The organism is Streptomyces sp. NPDC026538, assembly GCF_055567535.1.
Genome location: NZ_JBVHQG010000015.1, coordinates 49910 through 73248, shown reverse-complemented (window position 1 = coordinate 73248; position 23339 = coordinate 49910). Strand labels below are relative to the sequence as shown.

The window sequence follows — 23339 nt, the reverse complement described above, 5'->3', positions numbered from 1 at the left end:
GGCTAGGACAACAGGTCGATCAGACGTTCGAAGCGGGTTCGCCAGGCCTGTTCCGTCGTCGTCTCGCCCTTGAACTCGTGGGTGAAGCGCAGGGCCGTGCCGGACTCGCCGTCCCGTTCCAGGTGGAAGCGGATTCTGCCGCCGCCGTCCACCGTGTACTCGGCGATCCGGTCGACGTCCCAGGCCGTCACCCTGCCCGTGCCCAGGTCACCAAGGGTGACCGTGCCGTCCAGTCTCGGCTGCAGGACGTCGACCGGGGCGAGCCAGGCGGTCAGGCCCTCCGGGGTGGAGAGGCTCGGCCAGACCTGGCCCATGGGCCTCGGGAGCCGTACCAGGAAGTGGAGGATGTGGTTGTTCCCGTGGGTCTGACTGGTGCCCTGAGCGATGGAACCGGTCATGGCACCAGTGTCGCCCCTCGGCGGCTCACACGCCCGCGTAGGAGTGCTTGCCGGTGACGAAGATGTTGACGCCGTAGTAGTTGAAGAGCCAGCAGCCGAAGGCGAGCATCGCCAGGTAGGCGGCCTTGCGGCCCTTCCATCCCGCGGTGGCGCGGGCGTGCAGGTAGCAGGCGTAGGCGACCCAGGTGATGAAGGACCAGGTCTCCTTGGGGTCCCAGTTCCAGTAGCGGCCCCAGGCGCTGCCCGCCCAGATCGCGCCCGCGATGATCGTGAAGGTCCAGAGCGGGAAGACCGCCGCGTTGACGCGGTAGGCGAACTTGTCCAGCGAGGCCGATGCCGGCAGACGCTCCAGGACCGAGGCGGCGAAGCGGCCGGGGGTGCCGCCGGTCTCCAGCTTGTTCTCGTAGGAGTCCTTGAAGAGGTAGAGGATCGTGGCGACCGCGCCGACGTAGAAGACCGCGCCGCAGAAGATCGCGGTGGAGACGTGGATGTACAGCCAGTACGAGTGCAGGGCCGGGACCAGCGGTTCGCTCGCCGTGTAGAGGACGGTGACCGCGAGACCGAGGTCGAGCAGGACCGTGGTGATGAGGAAGAGGCCCATCCAGCGGACGTTCTTCTTCAGGGCCAGCAGCGAGAGGTAGATGGCGACGGCGACCGTGGAGAACGTGATGTTGAACTCGTACATGTTGCCCCACGGCGCCCGCTGCACGGAGGCCGCCCGGGTGACCACACCGGCGAGCTCCACCAGGAAGGCGAGGACCGTGAGGGAGATCGCGATCCGGCCGTAGAGGTCGCCCTGCTCGTCGCCGCCGTGGGCGCCGGGGCCGTCCGGCACGTCACGCGAGCCGGCCGCGGCGCGGACCACGATCTTCGGGCGTTCCAGTACGGCGGTGCCGCCGGCCTTCTTGACCGTCACCGCGGGCGCCTTCTTCGCCGTGCCCTCGGTGGTGAGCGCGTTGGCGGTACGGGCGACGCGGCTGCGGCTGCCCAGCAGCCACTCGAAGATGTAGGCGAAGAAGGCCAGCGTGTAGACGGCCATCGAGGAGTAGATGAGCGTGTTGCTCATGCTCGCGAGGTGCTCGTTGGTCGCGGCGAGCGTGGTTGCGGCGGCGGAAGTCATCGCTTCTCAGCCCCTTCGGCAGGTACGGGGGATTCTGCGGAACGGTCGTCTTCGTCGGGGTCGGGAGCCCCCGGCGCCTGGTCGTAGAGGATTCCCGCGAGGTCGCCCAGCTCCTCGGGCACCTTCGCCGACTCGCTGCGGCCGAGGCCGGCCATCTCGACGACGGTGACGCCGTCCGGGCCCGGCACGGCCCGCACCCAGACACGGCGGCGCTGGATGAACAGCGAGGCGGCGAGGCCGAAGATCGCGGTGAGGGCACCGCCCAGCGCCCAGCCGCTGCCGGGTTCCTGGACGATCTCGAAGCCGGCCCATTCCTTGACGTCCTTCTCGAACGTCACGGAACCGGCGCCGTTCGGCAGCTGCATGGTCTGCCCGGGCTTGAGGTTGTCGCGCAGCTGCTGCCCCTTGGAGTCCTTGAACTCCTTCATGTGGGTCTTGTCGAGCTGGTAGACGCTCTGCGGGATGCCCGAGTTGACGCCGAGGTCGCCGTGGTACGGCGTCAGGTTCAGCACCGGGTTCTCCAGTGCCGGGAAGGTGGACAGGACCGAGGAGCCACCGCCGTAGGTCGGCAGGAAGAACGCCGAGATGCCCAGCTGCTCGCTGACGCCCTGGGCGTTCCGGTAGCCGTCCATCACCTTGACCACGCCCTGGGAGGTGACGTTGGCGTCGAGCGGGAGCAGCGGCACGGCGTCGTGGTAGACCACGTTGCCCTTGCCGTCGCGGACCGTGATGACGGGGGCGTAGCCGTGGCTGACGAGGTAGACCTTGGCGTCGTCGATGTGCAGCGGCTCGTTCACCTTGATGGTGGTCCGCTTCGGCTTGCCGTAGGCGCCTTCGATGTAGGCGATGTCCGCGGTGAAGGTGACCGGTGTGCCCTTGCTGGGCCCGCTGGTCTGGTAGCTGGCGTGGAAGTTCTTCAGGTCGAAGCTGAACGGCACCAGGTCGTCGGTGCTGAACAGGGAGCCGGACTTGAAGTCGTCGTACTGGAGGATCGAGTTGGCGAACCCGTCGCCCTCGACAACCAGCTTGGTGCCGTCCGACTTGTACATCTGGCCGGAGGCGAACGCGATCAGCAGCACGATCAGCGCGATGTGGAAGGCGAGGTTGCCGAACTCGCGGACGTAGCCCTTCTCGGCGGCGACCGCGTCCCCGGCGACGTGGGCGCGGAAGCGCCGCTTCTTCAGCAGCTTCAGCGCCGCCTCACGGACCTCCTCGGGTGCCGCCGTGGTCCGCCAGGTGGTGTACGCGGGGAGGCGGTTCAGCCGCTTCGGGGCGCCCGGCGGACGGCCGCGCAGCTGGCCCACGAACTGCCAGGCGCGCGGGATGATGCAGCCGACGAGCGAGACGAACAGCAGGATGTAGATCGCCGAGAACCACACCGAGCTGTAGACGTGGAAGAGGCCGAGCTTGTCGTAGACCGGCGAGAGCGTCTTGTGAGCCTTCTGGAAGTCGGCGACCTTGTTGATGTCGGCGCCGCTCTGCGGGATCAGCGAGCCGGGGATCGCGCCCAGCGACAGCAGCAGGAGCAGCAGCAGCGCGACCCGCATGGAGGTGAGCTGCCGCCAGAACCAGCGGGCCCAGCCGATGACACCGATGCCGGGGACGATCGGCGGCTCGTCCTGGGAGGGCGCGGTGGACAGCTGCGAGCCGGCCGCGCCGAGCTCCTGATCGTCGGACGCGTTCTTCGAAGTCGTACTCATCGATCAGATCCCTACAGTGAAGCCGTCGGACCAGCCCTGCATGTCCTGTACGAGGCTGTCCCAGGCCCCGGTCAGCAGCAGCACACCGGTCACGATCATCATCGTGCCGCCGATGCGCATCACCCAGACATAGTGGCGCTTGACCCAGCCGAAGGCGCCGAGCGCCTTGCGGAAGGCGACCGCGGTGAGCACGAAGGGGACACCGAGGCCGAGGCAGTACGCGACCGTCAGTATGGCGCCGCGGCCCGCGCTGCCCTGCTGGGCGGAGAGGGTCAGCACGGCGGAGAGCGTCGGGCCGATGCACGGCGTCCAGCCGATGCCGAACAGCGCGCCGAGCAGCGGTGCCCCTATCAGACCGGTCACCGGCCGCCGGTGGAAGCGGAACTCGCGCTGGGTGAACCAGGGCATCAGGCCCATGAAGAACACGCCCAGGGCGATCATCAGGATCCCGAGCACCTTGCCGAGCGTGCCGGACTGTTCCTGAAGGTCCTGGCCGAAGTAGCCGAACAGGGCTCCGCCCGACACGAACACGGCGGTGAAGCCGAGCACGAAGAGCGCGGCGCCGGTGGCCATCCGGCCGCGCCGGGCCTCGGCGAGGTCGGTGCCGGCGACGCCCGTGACATAGGAGAGGTAACCGGGTACGAGCGGCAGCACGCACGGGGAGAAGAAGGAGACGAGTCCGCCGAGCAGTGCGATCGGCAGCGCGAGCAGCAGCGCGCCGTTCATGACGGTCGTGTTCGGTCCGTCTGTCACGGCCGCGACCGTGAGGAGTGCACTCACGTCACTTCTCCGCGACGACCGGCTTGATCATCTTCAGCAGGTTCTCCTCGCTGAGCGCCGCCAGCGAGCGCGCCGCGACGTCGCCCTGCCGGTCGAGGACCAGGGTGGAGGGGATGGCCTGCGGGTTGAGCGTGCCCTTCTTGAAGCGGAGCATCAGCTTGCCCGTCGGGTCGTACAGGCTCGGGTAGGCGATGCCGTTCTGCTTCTCGAAGGCGACCGCGGAACCGGTGCTGGTGTCGCGGGTGTTGATGCCGACGAACTGGACGCCCTTGCTCGCGTACTCCTTGGAGACGGAGGCGAAGTAGGGCGCCTCGGCGCGGCACGGGCTGCACCAGGAGCCCCACACGTTGATGACGACGACCTTGCCCTTGTAGCTCGCGACGTCCAGCGTGCTGCCGTCGATCGTCTTGCCGGACAGGTCGGGGGCCGCCGCGCGGTGGCCCTTCGCGACCGTGTCGATGCCGTTCTTGCCGGTGACGAAGTTGGTGTTGCCGCCTCCGCCGGAGGTGCCACCGTTGCCGCACGCGGACAGGGTCAGGGCCGCCGCGGCGGCCATGGCGCCAAGCAGGACGGCGCGGCTACGGGTACTCATGTGAAAAGTTTCGCATGCCCGTTCTGAGGATCTTGCGCACCCCCCTTGGTCCGGGAAACGGCCCTTTCAGGCCGCGGCCCCCTGCTTGAGGAAGGTCTTCCAGCCCCCCGTGGGCCGCTGGCCCACGTCCAGGGTGCGGAGCTTCGCCAGGACCTCGGGCTTCTGTACGTCCATCCAGTCCACGAACTGGCGGAAGGAGACCAGGCGTACGTCGGCGCCCTTCTCCTTCTCGCGGGCGATGTGCTTGAAGGCCTCCTCGACGGAGTCCATGTAGATGCCGCCGTTCCACTGCTCGAAGTGGTTGCCTATGAAGAACGGTGCCCGGTTTGTCGTGTACGCCCGCTCGAATCCGGCTATGTACGACTGTGCGGACTGCCGTCGCCAGCCCGGGTAGTTGTAGGCGGGGGCCTTCGTCGAGTTCACCGACTGGTTGGCGAGCATGTTGTAGTCCATGGACAGGACCTCGAAGGAGTGGCCGGGGAACGGTATCTGCTGGAGGGGCAGGTCCCAGATGCCCAGCTTCTTGTCCGGCCAGGTCTGGCGGCCGCCCGGCGAGGAGGCGTCGTAGCGCCAGCCCAGCTCGCGGGCGGTGGGCAGCAGGTTGTTCTGGCCGAGGAGGCAGGGGGTACGGCCGCCGACCAGCTCCTTGTCGTAGTCGAAGGGCAGGGACGGCAGGCCGGTCCAGCCGCTGTTGGTCCGCCACTCCTTCACGAACGCCTTGGCCTGGTCTATCTCGCTGCGCCACTGCTTGGGCGTCCAGTTGCCGACCGTGCCGTAGCCGCCGCAGAAGTGCCCGTTGAAGTGGGTGCCTATCTCGTGCCCTTCGAGCCAGGCGCGGCGGACGTTGGTGAGCGTCGCCTTGATGTGCTCGTCGGTGAGGTAGCCGATGTCGGAGGCGCCACGTGGGTTGTTCGGCGGGTTGTACAGCCGCTTCTTCGACTCGGGGAGGAGATAGAGACCCGAGAGGAAGAAGGTCATCGACGCGCCGTGCTCCTTGGCCAGGTCCAGGAAGCGCGGGAAGAGGCCGTTGCCGACCTCACCGGCGCCGTCCCAGGAGAAGATCACGAACTGCGGCGGGGTCTGACCCGGCTCCAGCGGCTCGGGGGCGCCGGGCTGGTGGGGCTGCTTGCCGGTGTTCGAGGTGGAGCCGTCACCGAGGGGGCGGGCGGTGGGCGTGGGCTTTCCGGAGGGCTTCGCGCTGGAACCGCCGGCATGGGTCGTGCCGTCCGACGGTGTGTGAGTGCCGCACCCGGCGAGGCCGAGTCCGGCCGCGGCGCCCGCGCCGACGCCGAGTATTCCCCTTCGGGTGAAGGTCCGCATGGTTCCCCGATTCGTCGCATCCTCTGGTGGTCACCCAGTCAGAGGGCGCGACGAACGATCGGGTTCCTTCACTTCTTCGCTGTTTCAAGCCGAATGCGACGAAGAGGTGGATAAGTACCGTATGCCAGGGGGTCTTAGGCCCCGAAGGCCTTGTCCTTCCCCTTCACCGGCTTGGCGCCGGCCCGCAGGTGGGCCGGGACGAGGTCGACGGCCGGCTCGCTGTACCCGACGGAGACGATCCTGTCGCCCGCGTATGTGAAAGTCGTCAGGGAGGCGAGGGTGCACTGCCGCTTGCGCGGGTCGTGCCAGAGCCGGCGCTTCTCGACGTACGACCGCAGGATCCAGATCGGCAGCTGATGGCTGACCAGCACCGCCTCATGACCGCGTGCCTGGTCCCTGGCCGCGTCCAGCGCGCCCTTCATCCGGACGACCTGGTCGACGTACGGCTCGCCCCAGGACGGCCGGAACGGGTTGACCAGGTACTTCCAGTTGGCGGGCTTCTTCAGCGCCCCGTCACCGACGCCGAAGGTCTTGCCCTGGAAGATGTTCTCCGCCTCGATGAGCCGCTCGTCGGTGGCGAGGTCGAGCCCGTGCGCCTTGGCGATCGGGGTGGCGGTCTCCTGCGCCCGCTCCAGTGGCGAGGCGACGACGTACGTCACGTCCCGCGAGGAGAGGTGCTCGGCGACCCGGTCGGCCATCTGCCGGCCGAGCTCGGAGAGGTGGTAGCCGGGGAGTCTGCCGTACAGCACCCCGTCGGGGTTGGCGACCTCGCCGTGCCGCATCACATGGACGACGGTGATGTCCTGCTGCTCGCTCATGCTGCCGTGGCCTCCGCGGCCGCTCGGGCCGCCGCCGGGAGGGCGTCGGCGATCTTCTGGATGGCCCGCTCGTCGTGGGCCGTGGAGACGAACCAGGACTCGAAGGACGACGGCGGGAGGTAGACGCCGTCGGAGAGGAGGGAGTGGAAGAAGGCGGTGAACCGGAAGGACTCCTGGCCCCGCGCGTCCTCGTAGTTCCGCACCGGACGGTTGGTGAAGAACACCGAGAACATGTTGGAGGCGGCCTGCAGCTGGTGCGCCACGCCCTCCTTGCTGAGCGCCTCGGTGACCAGCGCCTGGATCTGCGCGGAGACGGCGTCCACCTTCTCGTACGCCGCGTCGTCGAGCAGTCGCAGCTGGGCCAGCCCGGCGGCGGTGGCGACGGGGTTCCCGGAGAGGGTGCCGGCCTGGTAGACGGGCCCGGCCGGCGCGAGGTGCGCCATGACGTCCTCCCGGCCCCCGAAGGCGGCGGCCGGGAAGCCACCCCCCATCACCTTCCCGAAGGTCATCAGGTCGGGCACCACCCCGTCGATCCCGAACCACCCGGCCCGGCTCGTCCGGAACCCGGTCATGACCTCGTCGGAGATGTACAGGGCGCCGTTCTTGTGGCAGGTGTCCCTGACCCCCTGGTTGAACCCGGGCGCGGGCGGCACGACGCCCATGTTGCCCGGCGAGGCCTCGGTGATCACACAGGCGATCTCCCCGGGATGCCGGTGGAAGGCCTCCTGCACGGCTTCGAGATCGTTGTACGGCAGCACGATCGTGTCCCCGGCCTGGGCGCCGGTGACACCGGGGGTGTCGGGCAGCGCGAAGGTCGCCACCCCCGACCCGGCCGCGGCGAGCAGCGAGTCGACGTGACCGTGATAACACCCGGCGAACTTGATCACCTTGGTGCGCCGGGTGAACCCGCGGGCCAGCCGGATGGCGCTCATGGTGGCCTCGGTCCCGCTGCTGACCAGCCGCACCTGCTCCAGGGGCTCGATCCGGGCGACCATCTCCTCCGCGAGGGCGACCTCGCCCTCGCCGGGCGTGCCGAAGGAGGTACCGCGGGTGACGGCGTCCTGGACGGCGGCGATGACCTCGGGGTGGGAATGCCCGAGGATCATCGGACCCCAGGAGCAGACGAGGTCGACGTACTCACGGCCGTCGGCGTCGGTGAGGTAGGCCCCCTTGCCGGAGACCATGAAGCGGGGGGTGCCGCCGACGGCACGGAAGGCACGCACCGGGGAGTTCACGCCGCCGGGCGTGACCGCGGAGGCGCGGTCGAAGAGCGCCTGTGAGACGGGCGCGTCGTAGGGATAGGGCGTTTCGCTCTGGGCGCTCATGACGTGCGGCTTCTCCGGCTTCTCGGACTCCGGTTGCTGGGTGACCTCTTCAGGGTAGGCGGAGGAGGGTGCTCTGCTCGCAGCGACGGTGGGCTTCCGGGGACGGAGGGGGTGGCCGGCGGCCCCCTGTGGCGGTCACGGGGGTCTTCTCGCAGCGGACGACGGCGGTCCCCGCGCGGTGCCCGGGGCATCTGCGAGACTGTGATCCGATACACCCAGCTCATCCGGTACATAGCCGGCCGGAGGCTGTAAAGATCCTGCGGACTGATGTTTCGACGCACGTTTCGGCGGGCGGCCGTGGGGGAGGTCACTGACACGATGATCGGGTTGCGCGGCGGGGGCCACGCGTCCTAGAAAAGCAGTCGGGTGGAGATATGCATCGCGGTGGCGGACTGGGCGAGGGGACTGATGACCTCGGTCCTCGACGTGCCCGGCGGGGAAGGCACCGACGCGACGCGGAGGAAGCGGCTGAGGCAGCACGTCAGGAACAGGGCGGCGTACCGAGTGAGTCCGAGCGGCGCGACCGACGTATCGATCAGTGGGACCAGAGGGCCCGGCGGATCGATCGCGGAATCGACCGTCTCGAGAGCGGGAGCAGGAATGGTGGTCGGGTGGGGGTGACGTACAAATACTTCGGCGCACCGGACGGCGCGACCGCGGCCCGGGTCCCGATCTCGATGCGCCCCGAGGAACTCGGCGGCGACGAGCTCGGCATGAACGGCATGTTCACGAAGATCAAGCCGGAGACCATGGCCGCGATGGTGCTGACGGGCATCGAAGGCGTGCCTCTGAACAAGGTGCCCCCCCTGGAGCTGGTCGTCCTGCACCCGGACTACGCGGTGGTCAAGCTCCCCATGACGGTCGTGGACCCGCTGCGCGGCATAGGCGAGGAAGCCGTCGGCGCGGCCGCCTTCATCTGGTCGACGGTCCCGGACCGGGGCGGCCCGAGGGACGCGTTCAACGTGTACCAGCTGCTGCACGAATGGCAGGACTTCTCGCACCGGCTGCATGAGGCGGGGCATCAGCCGTACTGCTTGGTGTGGCCCTGAGCCGGGCTGCGCAGCGTGTGGGCGGGGTTTTCGAACCCCGCCTTTTTCGTGTGCCCGGAGGGGCCTGCGGAAGCTGCGTGCTGGTTCAGCGGATGCGGGCCACGCCCGCGTAGATGCCGCTGCCCTCCGGTTCCTGGGTCGGGGCGGTGGGGAACCACTCCGTCGCCGTCACCAGGCCGGGTGACACGAGATCCATGCCGTCGAAGAACCGCTCCACTTCCGGACGGGTGCGGAAGGCGAGCTGGATGCCGCCCTTGGCGTACTCGGCGACGACCTGTTCGACGAGGTCCGGGAACATGTCGGACGCGGCGTGCGACAGGATCAGATGGCTGCCCGACGGCAGCGTCTCGACCAGGGCACGGACTATGCCGTGGGCGTCCTGCTCGTCGCTGATGAAGTGCATCAGCGCGATGAGCGACAGCGCGACCGGGCGGTCGAAATCCAGGACGTGCCGGGCGTGCCGGACGATCGCCTCCGGGTCGCGCACGTCGGCCTGGATGTAGTCGGTCGCCCCCTCGGGCCGGCTGATCAGCAGCGCCTCCGCGTGCCGCAGGACGATCGGGTCGTTGTCGGTGTAGACGACCTTGGCCGACGGGACGACGTTCTGCACGATCTGGTGGAGATTCGGCTCGGTGGGGATTCCGGTGCCTATGTCCAGGAACTGGTCGACGCCCTGGGTGGCGAGCCACGCGGCGGCCCGGTGCATGAACTGACGGTTCTGCCGGGCGGCGTCCCTCGCCTCGGGCGGCAGCTTCTCACCGACCGCCTCGTCGACCGGGTAGTTGTCCTTGCCGCCGAGCAGCCAGTCATAGACCCGTGCGGGGTGTGCCCTGCTGGTGTCGATCGACGGAAACGGCTGAGGGTCGGTCGTCATGGCAACTCCATCGCGCCGGTGAGAAGTACAGAGCGAGTTCGCGGTGATCGTACTCGGGCTTCTCATCTGCCTTACGCAGGGGCCGACTTGGCAAGCGCAGGGCCTGCGCACGTCCCGGCCCTCACACCCAGCTGTCGAGCCACATCCTGGCCTGCCAGCCGGAGTACGGGATGGTCTGGCCGGTGTAGACCGGGAAGAAGCAGACGAAGTTCCAGGCGATGAGCAGGACCAGTACGCCCGCGGCCACCGCGCCGGTCTGCCGCCGCCGTTCCGTCGCGCCCGGCGGCCCCAGCATGGCTCCGATCATCATCGTCACGGCCAGGCACAGGTAGGGCACGAAGACGACCGCGTAGAAGGAGAAGACCGTACGGTCCTGGTAAAGGAACCATGGCAGATAGCCGCCGCCGACCGCGCACAGGACGGCGCCGGCCCGCCAGTCGCGGCGCAGTGCCCAGCGGTAGAGCAGATAGACCAGGGCGCAGCACGCGGCCCACCACAGGACCGGGGTGCCCAGGGCGAGGACCGTCCGGGTACAGGCGGACGCCGTGTGGCAGCCGTCCTCGCCGGGTTCCGGCGAGTCGTAGGAGAACAGCACGGGGCGGCCGAGGACCAGCCAACTCCACGGATTGGACTGGTACTTGTGGGGCGTGTGCAGCCCCACGTTGAACTGGTACACCAGGTACTCGTAGTGCCACAGGCTGCGCAGCGGGGCCGGGATCCACGACCAGGTACCGCCGCGGCCGTCCGCCCAGTGGCGCCCCCAGCCGTCGTCGGACAGGAACCAGCCGGTCCAGGTCACCAGGTAGGTCACGACGGCGACCGGCGCGAGAGAGAGCAGCGAGGGGCCGAGGTCCTTGCGCAGCACCGCCCGGTACGGGTGGCGGGCCCCCGCCACCCGGCGCGCACCGACGTCCCACAGCACGGTCAGGACCATGAAGAAGGCCAGGAAGTACAGGCCGTTCCATTTGGTGGAGGCGGCCAGGCCCAGGAAGAGACCGGCCGCGAGCCGCCAGGGCCGCCAGCCCGTTCCCGCACGGTCACCGGTGTCTCCGTCGGGCCGTATTCGGCCGTCCGCGCCGGCCGGCAGCGCCGCCGCGAGCCGGGCCCGCGCCCGGTCCCGGTCGACCAGCAGGCAGCCGAACGCCGCCAGGGCGAAGAGCATCACGACGAGGTCCAGCAGCGCGGTACGGCTCATCACGACATGCAGGCCGTCCACCGCCAGCAGCGTGCCGGCCAGACAGCCCAGGAAGGTGGACCGGAACAGGCGGCGCCCGATCCGGCACAGCATCAGGACCGACAGGGTGCCCAGGAGGGCGGTCATGAAGCGCCAGCCGAACGGGGTGAGGCCGAACAGCCCCTCGCCCAGGGCGATGACCCACTTGCCGGTCGGCGGGTGCGCGACGAAGGAGCCCGCGTCGGAGAGCGGGATCACCTGTGGGTGGGCGAGGATCTGCGGGTCGGCGATCTTGCGGTCCGGCCAGGTGCCCTCGTAGCCGAGGTGCAGCAGCGACCAGGCGTCCTTGGCGTAGTAGGTCTCGTCGAAGACGATCTCCCGCGGCCGGCCGAGCCGCCAGAACCGGATCGCTCCCGCCAGTACGGCGACCAGTACCGGCCCCAGCCACTCCATCGCCCTCGCGACGCGGACCGCCGCCGCGGGCGCGAGCCCGGCAAGCGTCCCCAGGCGGGGTGACGGTTCCGGAAACGGCGGGACAAGTCGCTCGCGGACATCGACGGGGGGACGCCCAGGAGCCCACCCCGCGATCCGGCGAGCCAGGGGGCGTTCCATCGCGTCCATTTCATCGAGCAACTGAGCCACGTCAGTTGGACGCGTTTTCCCCCACCGGGGTTGCAGTTCCGGGCACCTCTGGTGTCACTCCTGCATCACAGTCACTCGCTTCACAGTCACTCGCATCGCAGTCACTGCTCGTCGGGCTCGCCGTGCTGGCGGCGGATCCTCGCGGCCACCTCGTTCTTCTCCGTCTCCCACCAGGGACGGACCCGTTCGGCGGACGCGGCGGGCGGCGCGGACGCGGCGGGCTGGACGGACGGAGTGGGGGCGGGGGCCGCGGCGGCGGCGTGCTGCTGGTCCAGGTGGCGGTCCAGGGCCGCCGTCTGCACCCGTTCCGCCCGCGCCCATTGGAACAGGATCGTCAGCAGGAACGGCAGCGCGACCAGCTCGGCGATACTCAGCATCGCGCCGCCGCCGATCTGCTGGTCCTGCCGGACGTCCGGGGACCAGGACGGGTGGTGGTGCAGATACCAGGCACCGGCGATCAGCGTGCCGTGCGTCATGACGACCACGCCCGGGATCGCGTCGATCACGCCGTCCAGGAAGACCAGGCCCGCCCGGACGGGGTGGGTGCACCAGGCGGGGAGCGTCTCCTCCCGGGTCAGCACCGGTACGACGAACAGGCAGCCCGCCGCCAGCAGGTGCAGGTACATCAGCTCGTGCAGCCAGCCCACCCGCAGGGCGGTACCGAAGTACGGGGTGAAGTAGACGGTCAGCTCGGTGGCGAGCACCAGCGCCGTGCTGACCAGGGGGAAGGTCAGGAGGCGCAGCACCCGGCCGGTCATCGTGCGGCGGAGCCGGGCCCCCGCGGGCTCCGGGAGCGCCTGCACCGCGAGACGGAGCGGGTCGCCCAGCGCCAGGCCCAGCGGCGCGACGAGGTCGAGCAGGATGTTCTGGACGGCGGCCGGCCAGAACAGCGCATGGTCGTAGACGGCGAGGGCCGACATCGTCGCCACCACCAGCGCGCCCAGGCCCAGGACGCTGAAAGCGGCGGTGCGGGCCGGCGACCAGGGCTCGCCCTTGGCGCGTACCCGCAGCACGCCCCAGCCGTACAGCCCGCCCAGCACCACGACCAGCAGCAGCGCCGGTACGTCCAGCTGCCACGACGTCAGCAGCCGGCCCGCGGTCAGCTCGGCCATCCCGCTCACCCTCCTCGGGTCTCTGGGTCCCTCGATCCCACGGCCCCATGGCCCTACGGCCCCACCGTCGGGACGAAACGGGTCAGGTCAGACCCACTGCGCGACGCTATACCCGGCCCGCCCGGCCCTCGCATCGGGGTTGCGGGTGACACGCCTGGCACACCGCCCCGCGTCACAGTTCTGTGCCGGGCCGAGGTGACCCTTGTTCACTTTCGCCGGACCGTGCTTAGGGTGATCATCGCGGTTGCGGATCTTGGCTGGGTCCGGCTCCGCGGGGACCGGTTTTACGCACTGGGGGGCGTTTTCATCATGGGGGAACGATCTGTCATGCCTCGGCGTGTGCCGGGGCGGCCCGTCGCCGCGGTTCTGGCCGCCGTCGGGATCGTCGCCGGGGTGCTGGTCGGCAGACCGGGGCTGGAGTCGGTGGCCGGGTGCGGGACGTCGGGGGACCTCTATCCGTCGCAGACCGCGCGGGACTGGGTGTCGTACGCCGATCATGTCGTCGTCGCCAGCCCGGTCCGGGAGCGGGAGATCAACCGGCGGAACTACAGCAAGGGGTCGATCGCGTACGCGATGGACCGGCTGGTGAGCTTCCGGACCGAGAGCCGCCTGTGGTCCCGCAGCTCACCCCGGCACGCCGTCGGGTCGGAATTCGACATGGTCGCACCGGGCTGGCAGGTCTACCGGTCCAGCGGCACCCGGGTGGCGCAGATGGCCACCGACGCGCCCCGGCTCCAGGCGGGCCACACCTATCTGCTCGCCCTGCGCTGGCGTGAGGGCGGCTGGGTGGTCCTCGGCGAGGGCGGGGCCGTGCCCTTCGACGACCACACCGGCGACCAGGGCGAGTGGTGCGGACGGGTACTGGGCAAGGAGGACGTGGCCGAGGGTGAGCGGTTCTCCCGGCACGACGATCACAGCCTGGAGAAGGCGGTGCTCGGCCGAAACGAGGACGCCGTCAAACGCACCCTGGACAAGGCCGCCGCAGGCCACTGAGCCGCGCCACGCCCGAGCCCCCGGCCCAGCCTCGCCCGACCCGCGCCCGACCCCGCCCGGCCTGGTTTCGCCCCGACCCACGACCAAACCGTCCGGCCCGGCTCCGCCCGACCCGCGCCCGGCCCCGCCCGGCCTGGTTTCGCCCCGGCCCGCGCCCGAACCGCCCGGCCCGGTTTCGCCCGACCCGCGCCCGGCCCCGCCCGGCCTGGTTTCGCCCCGACCCACGACCGGACCGCCCGGCCCGGTGCAGGGCCGAACCGAGCCCGGCCGCCCCCGCCTTGTCATCCGCGCACCGCCCCGCCGGCTTCGGCCCCGCCTGACCCTCCAGTACACAGGCGCCCACATCTCCCCCACCGAAATGGCATGAACAGTTCACCTGTCCTCCACATTCGACGCGCTGGTGCGCAAGGAACCGGCCATTGACTCTCCCCGCGCGGCACCCCATTCGGGGCCGTGTGGGGAGAATCGTTTCGTATAGGGGGGGCACAGTGGTGTCCGCGCTCGAGGGTTCCGCCGGGGCGGAATCCGAAAGACCCGTGCCCAGGCGGCTGTCCGCTGCCCGAGGGCTCGGGGACCGGATGTTCCGGTACCAGTTGACGGCCACGGGGGGCATCGTCCTCGCCATCATGGCCGCCGTAGGGCTGTTCCTGCTGCTCCGGGCCGGGCAGGCGCTGCGGGCCAGAGGCGTCTGGGCCTTCCTCACGACCGCCGAGTGGCAGCCGGACGTGCACAGGTTCGGCATCGCGGCCGTGCTCACCGGCACGCTGCTCATCGCCGCCGTCGCGGTCACCATCAGCGTGCCGCTGGCCCTCGGCACCGCCCTGTTCATCTCGGACGTGGCGCCCCGGCCCCTGCGCCGCACGCTCGTCACGATGGTGGACCTGATGGCCGCCGTACCCTCCGTGGTCTACGGCCTGTGGGGGCTGTTCTTCCTCCAGGAGCACGTGATCGGGCTCTCCCGCTGGCTGTCGGACTGGTTCGGGTGGATCCCGTTCCTGCACGTCGACGGCGTCCAGCCGGGCGAACCCCTCTCCTCCCAGAGCGTCTACACCGCCTCCACCTTCGTCGCCGGGATCGTCGTCGCCCTGATGGTCGCGCCGATCCAGTGCTCGGTGATGCGCGAGGTGTTCGCCCAGGCACCGGCCGGTGAACGCGAGGGCGCCTACGCGCTCGGTGCCACCCGCTGGGGCATGATCCGCGCGGTCGTCCTGCCGTACGGCATGGGCGGGATCATCGGCGGCACCATGCTGGGCCTGGGCCGGGCGCTCGGCGAGACCATCGCGGTCTACCTGATCATCTCCCCGGTCTTCGCGATCCAGCCGCACATCCTGCAGACCGGCTCGAACTCGGTCTCCTCCCTCATCGCCCTGCACTACGGCGATGCCTCCACCTTCGGCATGTCGGCGCTGATGGCCGCGGGTCTGGCGCTGTTCCTGCTCACCCTGGCGGTCAATTTCACCGCCTCCTCGATCGTGGCGCGGTCACGGTCCGGCGCGCAGAGCGAGGCGTGACGATGACCGTCGTAGACCTTGAGAAGAACGTTCCGCAGGACGCCCCCCGGGACGTGCCCGCGGACGGCACCCCGCACGACATCGTCGCCGAACTCCCCGACGTACCGCGCCGGATCGGCGGGCTCACCCGCTCCGGGGTGCTGTCGCTGTTCGGCGCGGCCGCCTCCGGGCTGTGCACCGCCGTCCTGCTCTTCGGTGAACTCGCCCCGTTCTCCGGGGCATTGGGTTTCTTCGTCACCGCATACCTTTCATTCGTAGGCATCTACGCGGTGTTGACAGGCCTTGAGGAGGACGGGCAGGCGGTACGGGACCGGGTGATGACCGTCGTCCTGTGGACCGCGGGCGGGCTGATGTTCCTCGCGCTCGCGATGGTCGTCGGCTTCACCGCGTGGCGTGGCCGGGAGGCCCTGCCGCACGGCAACTTCTTCACCCAGGACATGCAGGCGGCGGGCCCGCTGGACCCGCTGACCCACGGCGGCATCGCGCACGCCATGCTCGGCACACTCATCATGATCACCATCGCGCTGGCGATCACGGTCCCGCTGGGACTGGCCTGCGCGGTGTACCTGAACCAGATCCGCGGCCGCTTCTCGCGGTTCGTCCGTACGATCGTCGAGGCGATGACCGCGCTGCCGTCGATCGTGGCCGGTCTGATGGTGTACGCGGTCTGGATCCTCGGCCTCGGCATGCAGAAGTCGGGTCTGGCGGCCGGCTTCGCGATCAGCGTGATGATGCTGCCGATCGTGATCCGCGCGGCGGACGTGGTGCTACGCCTGGTGCCGGGCAACCTGACCGAGGCGTCGGAGGCCCTCGGCGCCCCGCGCTGGCGGACGGTGTGGCACGTGGTCCTGCCGACGGCTCGCTCCGGTCTCGCCACCGCCGTCATCCTCGGCACGGCCCGCGGCATCGGCGAGACCTCTCCGGTCCTGCTCACGGCGGGCTTCACGGCGGCGCTCAACGCCGACCCGACGAGCGGCCCGATGATCTCCCTCCCGCTCGCCGTCTTCAACTTCGTCAAGTCCCCCGAGCCGACGATGATCGCCCGCGGCTTCGGCTCGGCGGCGGTCCTGATGGCCCTGGTCCTGGTCCTCTTCGCGATCGCCCGGGTGATCGGTGGCCGCGGCCCCGGCCACCAGAACAAGCGCCAGGCGAGGCGAGCGGCCAGGGCGTCCCGCCGGGACGCGACGAGATTCGCCGAACTCCACACGCCGGGACTGGAGTTGTTCAGGTCCGGCGGCTCTGAGGCCGACGACCACAGCGAGCGCCCCGAAAGGGGCGCGGGGAACGGCGCACCCAGCCACCACGCACCCGAGCCCGCACCCACACCCGCACCCGCACCCGCACCCGCACCCGCACCCGCACCCGACAACGGCGAGCAGGCTCCCGAAGCCGCCGCACCCGAGCCAGCCGACGGCGATTCCGCCCCACAGGGGCCACCCGCACCCGACGACGCAACCCGCACGGGTGACGCGCGTGGGAACGAAGACCTCGCAACAGGAGACAGCCACTGATGTCCAGCCCTGTCATCAACGCCCTCCGACGGCTGGGCATCCTGGCCGCACTGCTCGGCATCATCGGGACCCTTGCCGGTACGCCGGCGTCCGCCGACAGCTACACCCCCATCGCCGGCGCCGGCTCCACCTGGGCCGAGAACGCCGTCGACGAATGGCGTCGCGCCGTCAACCAGTACGGCATGCGGATCAGCTACGCCGGCACCGGTTCCTCCGACGGCCGCCGCCAGTTCCTCTCCGGCACCGTCGACTTCGCCGTCTCCGACATCCCCTTCCAGACGAAACCCACCGACGGCAGCGCGGCCGAGCGCCCCGCGAGCGGCTCCTACGCCTACATGCCGATCGTCGCCGGCGGCACCGTCTTCATGTACCACCTCACCGTCAACGGCAAGCGGGTCACCAACCTCCGCCTCTCCGGAGACGTGGTCACCAAGATCTTCACCGGGGTCGTCAAGACCTGGGACGACCCGGTGATCAAGGCCGACAATCCCGGCCTCCAGCTGCCGCACCGCACCATCGTCCCGGTGGTCCGCTCCGACGGCTCCGGGTCCACCGCCCAGTTCACGATGTGGATGGCGAACCAGCACAGGTCGCTGTGGAACGCGTACTGCGCGAAGGTCGGCCGGTCCGGATCCTGCGGCCAGACCTCGTACTACCCCACCGTCTCCGGCATGATCGCCCAGTCCGGTGACCTCGGTGTCGCCGGTTACGTCGCCCAGAACTACGGCGAGGGCGCGATCGGGTACGTCAACTACTCGTACGCGCTCAACGCGCACTACCCGGTCGCCAAGGTCCTGAACCACGCGGGCTACTACACCGAGCCCACCCCGCAGAACGTGGCGGTCTCGCTCCTCAAGGCGAAGATCAACACCAACAAGAGCTCGGCGGACTACCTCACCCAGCAGCTCGACGGCGTCTACAACGACTCCGACAAGCGCAACTACCCGCTGTCCAGCTACTCGTACATGATCCTGCCGCTGAAGGTGCAGGGCACCTTCACCAAGGTCAAGGGCAAGACGCTCGGCGCCTTCTCCTACTACTTCATGTGCCAGGGACAGCAACAGGCACCAAAGCTCGGCTACTCGCCGCTCCCGATCAACCTCGTGCAGGCCGGCTTCGACCAGATCCGCCGGATCCCGGGTGTGCAGGCGCGGAACATCAACATCAAGAACTGCAACAACCCGACCTTCACGGCCAGCGGCCAGAACCGGCTCGCCCAGACCGCGCCCTACCCCGCCGCCTGTGACAAGAAGGGCGCCGCGCCCTGCACCACGGGCACCGGCGGCACCAAGTCCGGCACCGGCGGCAACGGCGGCCGGACCTCCGGCGGCAGCGGCGGCACCGGCTCCGGCGGTACGACCGGCACGGGCGCCGACAGCGGCGGCTCCGCAGGGGGAAGCAGCGCCACGCCCTCCGTCGACCCCGACACCGGCCAGACCATCTCCCCGGACGGCACCGGCTCCGGCGGCACCAGCTCGTCCGGCGGTACGACCGCCGGCGGCACCGTCGCCCTCGCCCAGCCGGTCGCCGTGGCCACCGCGCACGGCTGGACCGCCACCCAGACGTTGATGCTGCTGGCCGCGGTCCTGGTGTTCGGCCTGCTCCTGCTGCCCTCGGTGGTCTCCAGGCTGGTCGGCAGCAAGGCCGGCGGCAGCGGCAACAGCCACTCCGAAGACGGGAGTTCGCGATGAGGCGCACCCGGATACGCAACGCGCTGATACGGCTCCTCGCCGGCGCCACCGTCGGCGCCCTCGCCGGACTCGCGGTCGCCCAGACCGCCCCCACCGCCACCGCGGCCACCGGCTCCGCCGTGACCGTCGCCGGGCGCGGCGAGTTCAAGGACATGAAGTTCACGGTCTCCCAGACCACCCACCTCACCAGCCAGGCCGTCACGGTCAGCTGGTCCGGCGGCGCCCCGACCACCTTCGCGGGCACCCAGTTCAACACCGACTTCGTGCAGATCATGCAGTGCTGGGGCGACGACGACGGCACGGTCCCGTCGAATCCCGGTCCGTCACGGACCCAGTGCCAGTACGGCGCCTCGCCGACCACGGACCGCGGCAGCTGGCCCGGCAACGACTACGACGACACCCGCCGGGTCTTCTACAACGCCGACCCCACCAACTACGGCCAGGACAACCGCTTCGGCGCCGGCAACCCCAACGCCCCCGGCGAGGTCCCCTTCAAACCGGTCAGCGGCGACACCGTCACCAGCAACACCCAGAACAACCCCTACTTCAACCACAACACCACCAACGAGGTCGACTTCGCCCGCACCGGCGCCGACGGCTCCGGCAAGGAGTTCTTCGAGGTCCAGACCGCCAACGAAGCACCGCATCTGGGCTGTGGAGTGCCCGTGACGGTCGACGGCGCCACCAAGCCGCGCAGTTGCTGGCTGGTGATCGTCCCGCAGGGCCATCTCGACCTCGACGGCAAGCCGTACGCCGACCAGAGCCAGGTCAACGCGGGCTCCCCGGTCTCCTCCACCAACTGGAAGAACCGGATCGCCGTCAAGCTGGACTTCAACAGCGTGGGCACCAACTGCGCCCTGGGCGCCGACGAGCGCCCCACCGCCGGCAGCGAACTCGCCGCCGACGCCATGACCAGCTGGCAGGGCGCCCTGTGCGCGGCCGGCAAGGTCTACGGCTACACGGAGATGGGCGAACCCGACGCCCGCACCCGGCTCGGCAACGACGGCTCCTTCGGCCTCGCCTTCACCACCCGCGCACTGGGCTCCGACCTGGCCACGACCGCGCCCCCGGGTACGACGTCGTATGCGCCGGTCGCGCTCTCGGGAACCGTGATCGCCTTCACGATCGAACGAAGGCCCAGGTCCGACGCTCCCGAGTCGGAGAACAAACTCGCCGGGACCAAGATCGAGTCGATCGACATCACCCCGCGTCTGGCCGCCAAACTGCTCACCGAGTCGTACCGCAACTCCGCCTGGCAGGCGGTGATCAACGGCACCGCCGCCAAGGGGTACGGCTGGGCGAAGAACAACCCGGCCGGTCTCGCCACCGACCCCGAGTTCATCGAGCTGAACCCGGAGTTCGCCCATCTGTCGGTCGCCGAGACCCCCGCCACCGACACCGACCTGCTCACCTCGCTCGGCCACTCCGACTCGGCCCGCGCGCTGTGGCAGTGGATCGGGTCCGACAAGGACGCCCGGCAGTTCCTCGCCGGTGTCCCGGACGACTGGGGCATGCGGATCAACCCGTACTACTCCACCAACACCGACCTCAACCCGACCGGCGTCGCCTTCGACCCGTCCCAGACGGACGACTACCCGAAGAGCGACCCCTGGTGCACCATCCCGGCCGGCAGCGGCGCCACCCAGAAGCAGTGCATGATCGACTTCCATCCCTACGTCGACGACATGCACGCCGGCGCACTGCACACCCGTCGCGCCGACGGCCTGTGGAAGTCGACCTGGGACCCGCTGGCCACCCCGCCCGCGTACAAGAGCCCCGGCCCGCAGACCGTGGGTTCCCGGTTCCTCATCACCGTCACCGACGCGGCGTCCGCCACCCGGTACGGTCTGCAGACCGCCCGCCTGCGCAACGCGGCAGGAAAGTTCGTCGGACCGACGGAGAACGCCCTGACGTCCGCCGCCGCGAGCGCCTCCGGCAAGGGACTCGCCGAGATCACCCCGTCCGGGGCGACGGCCAAGGATGCCTACCCGCTGGCCCAGCTGGTCTACGCGGCCGTCCGCCCCGGCAAGGTGAGCAAGGCCGCCCGCCAGGACTACGCCTACCTGCTCAAGTACGCGGCGGGCAACGGCCAGATCACCGGCGACGACCCGGGCCGGCTGCCCGTCGGCTACGCCCCGCTGCCGAAGAAGCTGCGCGGCCAGACCGACAAGGCGGCCGACGCGCTGATCCACTACACCGGTCCGAGCCCGGCCGACGACGGCGGCCCGGCGGACGGCGGCGGCACCGACACGAGTGGCGGCGGGCCCTCCGGCACCGACGGCCTCGACGGCGGCACGGCCGGCGGCGCCGGCGCCGGCACACCGCCCGATGGTTCCTCCGCCTCCCCCAGCCCCAAGGCGTCGTTCGACGGCGGCGAGGCGCTGGAGACCACCGCGGCCGGCAACACCCCGGCCGACCCGGCCAACCCGCTGCGGTACGCCGTCCCGGTCGGGGCCGCGCTCGGCGCGGTCGCCGGAGCCGGGGCACCCTTCGCGGGCGGCGGCCGGCTCAGGCTGCCGCTGCGCGTCCCGCTGCCCGGCGGCCGCACGGTGACGGTCCTTCCCGAACTTCCGCAGCGACTGCGGAGGCTGTTGCGGCCCTGAAGCCGCCCCACAGACGGCCGCCCGCCCCGAAGGACAGTCGGGGCGGACGGCCCGCACCACCCTGCCAGATCCCTTTCTCTCCTCGCTCCTTCACACAGTCACGGAGACACTCGATGCGCAGAACGCGCTCCACGGCGGCCCTGGTCGCCGCCGCAGTGGTGGCCGGCGGCCTGGCTCTGGCGAGCCCCGCGTATGCCGACCCCACCCCCGCCGGCACCTTCCGCCAGCTCGTCGGCGTGGGCTCCGACACCACCCAGGACGTGATGAACGCCCTGGCCGGCGACACCGTCAACGGCAACTCCTACGCCGACAAGGCCGTGAAGTCGTCCGCCGGCGCGGGCCTCGCCTCCTACGACGCGATCGGCTCCGCCACCATCCAGACCCGCTCCGGCGGCCCGTCCTTCAACCGCCCCAACGGCTCGGGCCCGGGCCGTGCGGCGCTGAGCGACTCGCTGACCGGTGACAAGTTCAACGACACCACCGTCGCGGGCCAGGTGGACTTCGCCCGCTCTTCCGGCGGCCCCAGCAACCTGGTGGGCAACGCCCTGACCTACATCCCGTTCGCGCGGGACGCGGTCGGCGTCGCGGTCCGCGGCACCGGCCTGGACACGCTGACGAAGGACCAGCTGTTCGACATCTACAAGGCCGGCGGCACGCGCACGCTGAACGGCCAGACCCTGCACCCGGTGCTGCCGCAGGGCGGTTCCGGCACCCGCAAGTTCTTCCTCGCCGCGATCGGCCTGACCGAGGGCACGGTCGACACCACCCTCCCGACCGTCCAGGAGAACCAGGCCGACGCCGCCCTCACCCAGGACGGCGCGCTCGCCCCGTTCTCCGTGGGCAGCTGGATCGCGCAGAACAACGGCGTCGCCCCCGACTACAGCTCGGCCGCGGTCGCCGCGGGCGCGCACCTGGCGAGCGTCCAGCTGCCGGGCGACACCGGTGGCGTCACCAGCCCGGTGACCACGGTGGACGGCAAGCTCGCCCCGGTCTCGCACTACTACGAGAACTCCACCTTCGGCCGCGACGTCTACAACGTCGTGCCGAGCCGGGCCATCGACCCGACCAGCATCTTCTTCAACAAGGACATCTACGACGTCTTCGTCACCAGCGGCGACCACGAGGCCGCCATGGCCACGGACACCGCCGAGGACGTCATCGCCGACTTCGGCTTCCTGAACGAGTCCTACAACGGCTCGATCAACCTGGCCAAGCACGCCAAGGTCGGCGGCCTGGAGTCGACCACCACGGGCAACGCGCCCGCCAAGCCCACCCTCAAGACCAGTGTCGGCGACGCCAGCCTCAAGCTCAGCTGGACCCCCAGCACCATCGTCCCGGCCCTGCCGGTGACCGACTACCGGGTCACCCTGAAGGACGCGGACGGCGGCGTCCTCCTCACCAAGGACCTGCCGAAGTCCACGACGTCGTACTCCTTCACCGGTCTGGCCACCGGCACCTACAGCGTCACCGTCACCGCCAACAACCTGGTCGGCGCCGGCACCGAGGCCACCTGGACCGGTGCGGTCAAGTACGCCAGCACCACCAAGGCCACCACCGCCACCACCGCCTACGGCAAGACCCCGAAGGTCGCCGTGACGGTCACCGGCACGCACGGCGTCAAGCCGACCGGCAAGGTCACCGTCAAGGACGGCACCACGGTCGTCGGCACCGGCATCCTGGACTCGTCCGGCAAGGTCTCCATCGGCCTGTCGAACCACCTCAAGGTCGCCACGCACTCCCTGTCGGTCTCGTACCCGGGCACCTCCAAGCTCAACGCGTCCTCCACGCTCGTCTCGCTGAAGATCACCAAGGCGACGGCGTCGGTCTCCACCTCGCACCCCACCACGGTGAGCCACACCGCCCGGGCCAAGGTCACCGTCAAGGTCACCGCGACCGGCACCACCCCGGGCGGCACCGTCCGCATCTACCAGGGCTCCAAGGTCATCGCGACCGGCACCCTGAGCGGCGGCAAGGTCACCATCACCCTGCCGAAGCTGGCCAAGGGCAAGCACACCCTGCACGCCTTCTACGTCGGTTCCTCGACCGTGAACTCGAAGACCGGCGCCAACTTCAGCATCACCTCCAAGTAACCCCCTGACGGGCCCGCCGGGAGCCTTGAGGTTCCC

Annotated in this window: 18 protein-coding genes; 7 read left to right on the top strand and 11 right to left on the bottom strand. The window is 70.1% G+C overall.

Annotated features, from left to right (window positions below):
• Positions 1 to 2: 2 nt before the first annotated feature.
• The 8 genes from ACZ4N4_RS41175 to hemL all read right to left on the bottom strand — a co-directional run bounded on the left by ACZ4N4_RS41175 (position 3) and on the right by hemL (position 8053).
• The gene (locus ACZ4N4_RS41175) at positions 3 to 398 is read right to left on the bottom strand and encodes an SRPBCC family protein (RefSeq protein WP_467598782.1); all 396 of its coding nucleotides are present in this window, start codon (positions 396 to 398) and stop codon (positions 3 to 5) included.
• Between the two features lie 25 nt (positions 399 to 423).
• On the bottom strand, positions 424 to 1518 hold the full coding sequence (gene ccsB / locus ACZ4N4_RS41170) for a c-type cytochrome biogenesis protein CcsB (RefSeq protein ID WP_453576781.1): 1095 nt from the start codon (positions 1516 to 1518) through the stop codon (positions 424 to 426).
• Entirely contained in the window at positions 1515 to 3218 is a 1704-nt protein-coding gene (gene resB, locus ACZ4N4_RS41165; RefSeq protein ID WP_467598779.1) for a cytochrome c biogenesis protein ResB, read from the bottom strand. The genes ccsB and resB overlap by 4 nt, the downstream gene beginning before the upstream one ends.
• A gap of 3 nt (positions 3219 to 3221) precedes the next feature.
• Entirely contained in the window at positions 3222 to 3998 is a 777-nt protein-coding gene (locus tag ACZ4N4_RS41160; protein ID WP_453576776.1) for a cytochrome c biogenesis CcdA family protein, read from the bottom strand.
• Between the two features lies 1 nt (position 3999).
• Positions 4000 to 4590, bottom strand: coding sequence for a TlpA family protein disulfide reductase (locus ACZ4N4_RS41155; RefSeq protein WP_467598776.1), 591 nt, complete (start codon positions 4588 to 4590; stop codon positions 4000 to 4002).
• A gap of 66 nt (positions 4591 to 4656) precedes the next feature.
• Positions 4657 to 5910, bottom strand: a complete 1254-nt coding sequence (locus ACZ4N4_RS41150) for a polysaccharide deacetylase family protein (RefSeq protein WP_467598773.1) — start codon at positions 5908 to 5910, stop codon at positions 4657 to 4659.
• Between the two features lie 134 nt (positions 5911 to 6044).
• Positions 6045 to 6728, bottom strand: a complete 684-nt coding sequence (locus tag ACZ4N4_RS41145; RefSeq protein ID WP_453576767.1) for a histidine phosphatase family protein — start codon at positions 6726 to 6728, stop codon at positions 6045 to 6047.
• On the bottom strand, positions 6725 to 8053 hold the full coding sequence (gene hemL / locus ACZ4N4_RS41140; RefSeq protein ID WP_467598770.1) for a glutamate-1-semialdehyde 2,1-aminomutase: 1329 nt from the start codon (positions 8051 to 8053) through the stop codon (positions 6725 to 6727). The genes ACZ4N4_RS41145 and hemL overlap by 4 nt, the downstream gene beginning before the upstream one ends.
• Positions 8054 to 8427: 374 nt before the next feature.
• On the opposite strand from hemL, the gene ACZ4N4_RS41135 reads away from it, so the two are divergent.
• Complete coding sequence (locus ACZ4N4_RS41135; protein ID WP_450753841.1) at positions 8428 to 9102, top strand: hypothetical protein; 675 nt, start codon at positions 8428 to 8430, stop codon at positions 9100 to 9102.
• A gap of 85 nt (positions 9103 to 9187) precedes the next feature.
• Here ACZ4N4_RS41135 and ACZ4N4_RS41130 read toward each other — a convergent pair whose 3' ends face one another.
• The 3 genes from ACZ4N4_RS41130 to ACZ4N4_RS41120 form a co-directional block, all read right to left on the bottom strand.
• Positions 9188 to 9976, bottom strand: a complete 789-nt coding sequence (locus tag ACZ4N4_RS41130) for an SAM-dependent methyltransferase (RefSeq protein ID WP_453576762.1) — start codon at positions 9974 to 9976, stop codon at positions 9188 to 9190.
• Positions 9977 to 10097: 121 nt separating this feature from the next.
• Complete coding sequence (locus ACZ4N4_RS41125) at positions 10098 to 11762, bottom strand: dolichyl-phosphate-mannose--protein mannosyltransferase (protein WP_467598768.1); 1665 nt, start codon at positions 11760 to 11762, stop codon at positions 10098 to 10100.
• A gap of 131 nt (positions 11763 to 11893) precedes the next feature.
• On the bottom strand, positions 11894 to 12904 hold the full coding sequence (locus tag ACZ4N4_RS41120) for a cytochrome c oxidase assembly protein (RefSeq protein ID WP_467598765.1): 1011 nt from the start codon (positions 12902 to 12904) through the stop codon (positions 11894 to 11896).
• A 327-nt stretch (positions 12905 to 13231) separates the two neighbouring features.
• Here ACZ4N4_RS41120 and ACZ4N4_RS41115 point away from each other — a divergent pair, with 327 nt between their 5' ends.
• The 6 genes from ACZ4N4_RS41115 (at position 13232) to ACZ4N4_RS41090 (ending at position 23303) form a co-directional block, all read left to right on the top strand.
• Complete coding sequence (locus ACZ4N4_RS41115; RefSeq protein ID WP_467598762.1) at positions 13232 to 13897, top strand: hypothetical protein; 666 nt, start codon at positions 13232 to 13234, stop codon at positions 13895 to 13897.
• A gap of 536 nt (positions 13898 to 14433) precedes the next feature.
• Positions 14434 to 15408, top strand: a complete 975-nt coding sequence (gene pstC / locus ACZ4N4_RS41110; RefSeq protein WP_467598759.1) for a phosphate ABC transporter permease subunit PstC — start codon at positions 14434 to 14436, stop codon at positions 15406 to 15408.
• A gap of 2 nt (positions 15409 to 15410) precedes the next feature.
• Positions 15411 to 16919 carry a phosphate ABC transporter permease PstA gene (gene pstA, locus ACZ4N4_RS41105; RefSeq protein ID WP_467598756.1) on the top strand — a complete coding sequence of 503 codons (1509 nt, stop codon included), beginning with the start codon at positions 15411 to 15413 and terminating at the stop codon, positions 16917 to 16919.
• Entirely contained in the window at positions 16919 to 18610 is a 1692-nt protein-coding gene (locus tag ACZ4N4_RS41100; protein ID WP_467598753.1) for a phosphate ABC transporter substrate-binding protein PstS, read from the top strand. Before pstA ends, ACZ4N4_RS41100 begins: the two co-directional genes overlap by 1 nt.
• Entirely contained in the window at positions 18607 to 21213 is a 2607-nt protein-coding gene (locus ACZ4N4_RS41095) for a hypothetical protein (RefSeq protein ID WP_467598750.1), read from the top strand. Before ACZ4N4_RS41100 ends, ACZ4N4_RS41095 begins: the two co-directional genes overlap by 4 nt.
• A gap of 113 nt (positions 21214 to 21326) precedes the next feature.
• Positions 21327 to 23303, top strand: coding sequence for an Ig-like domain repeat protein (locus tag ACZ4N4_RS41090; protein WP_467598747.1), 1977 nt, complete (start codon positions 21327 to 21329; stop codon positions 23301 to 23303).
• Positions 23304 to 23339 lie beyond the last annotated feature (36 nt).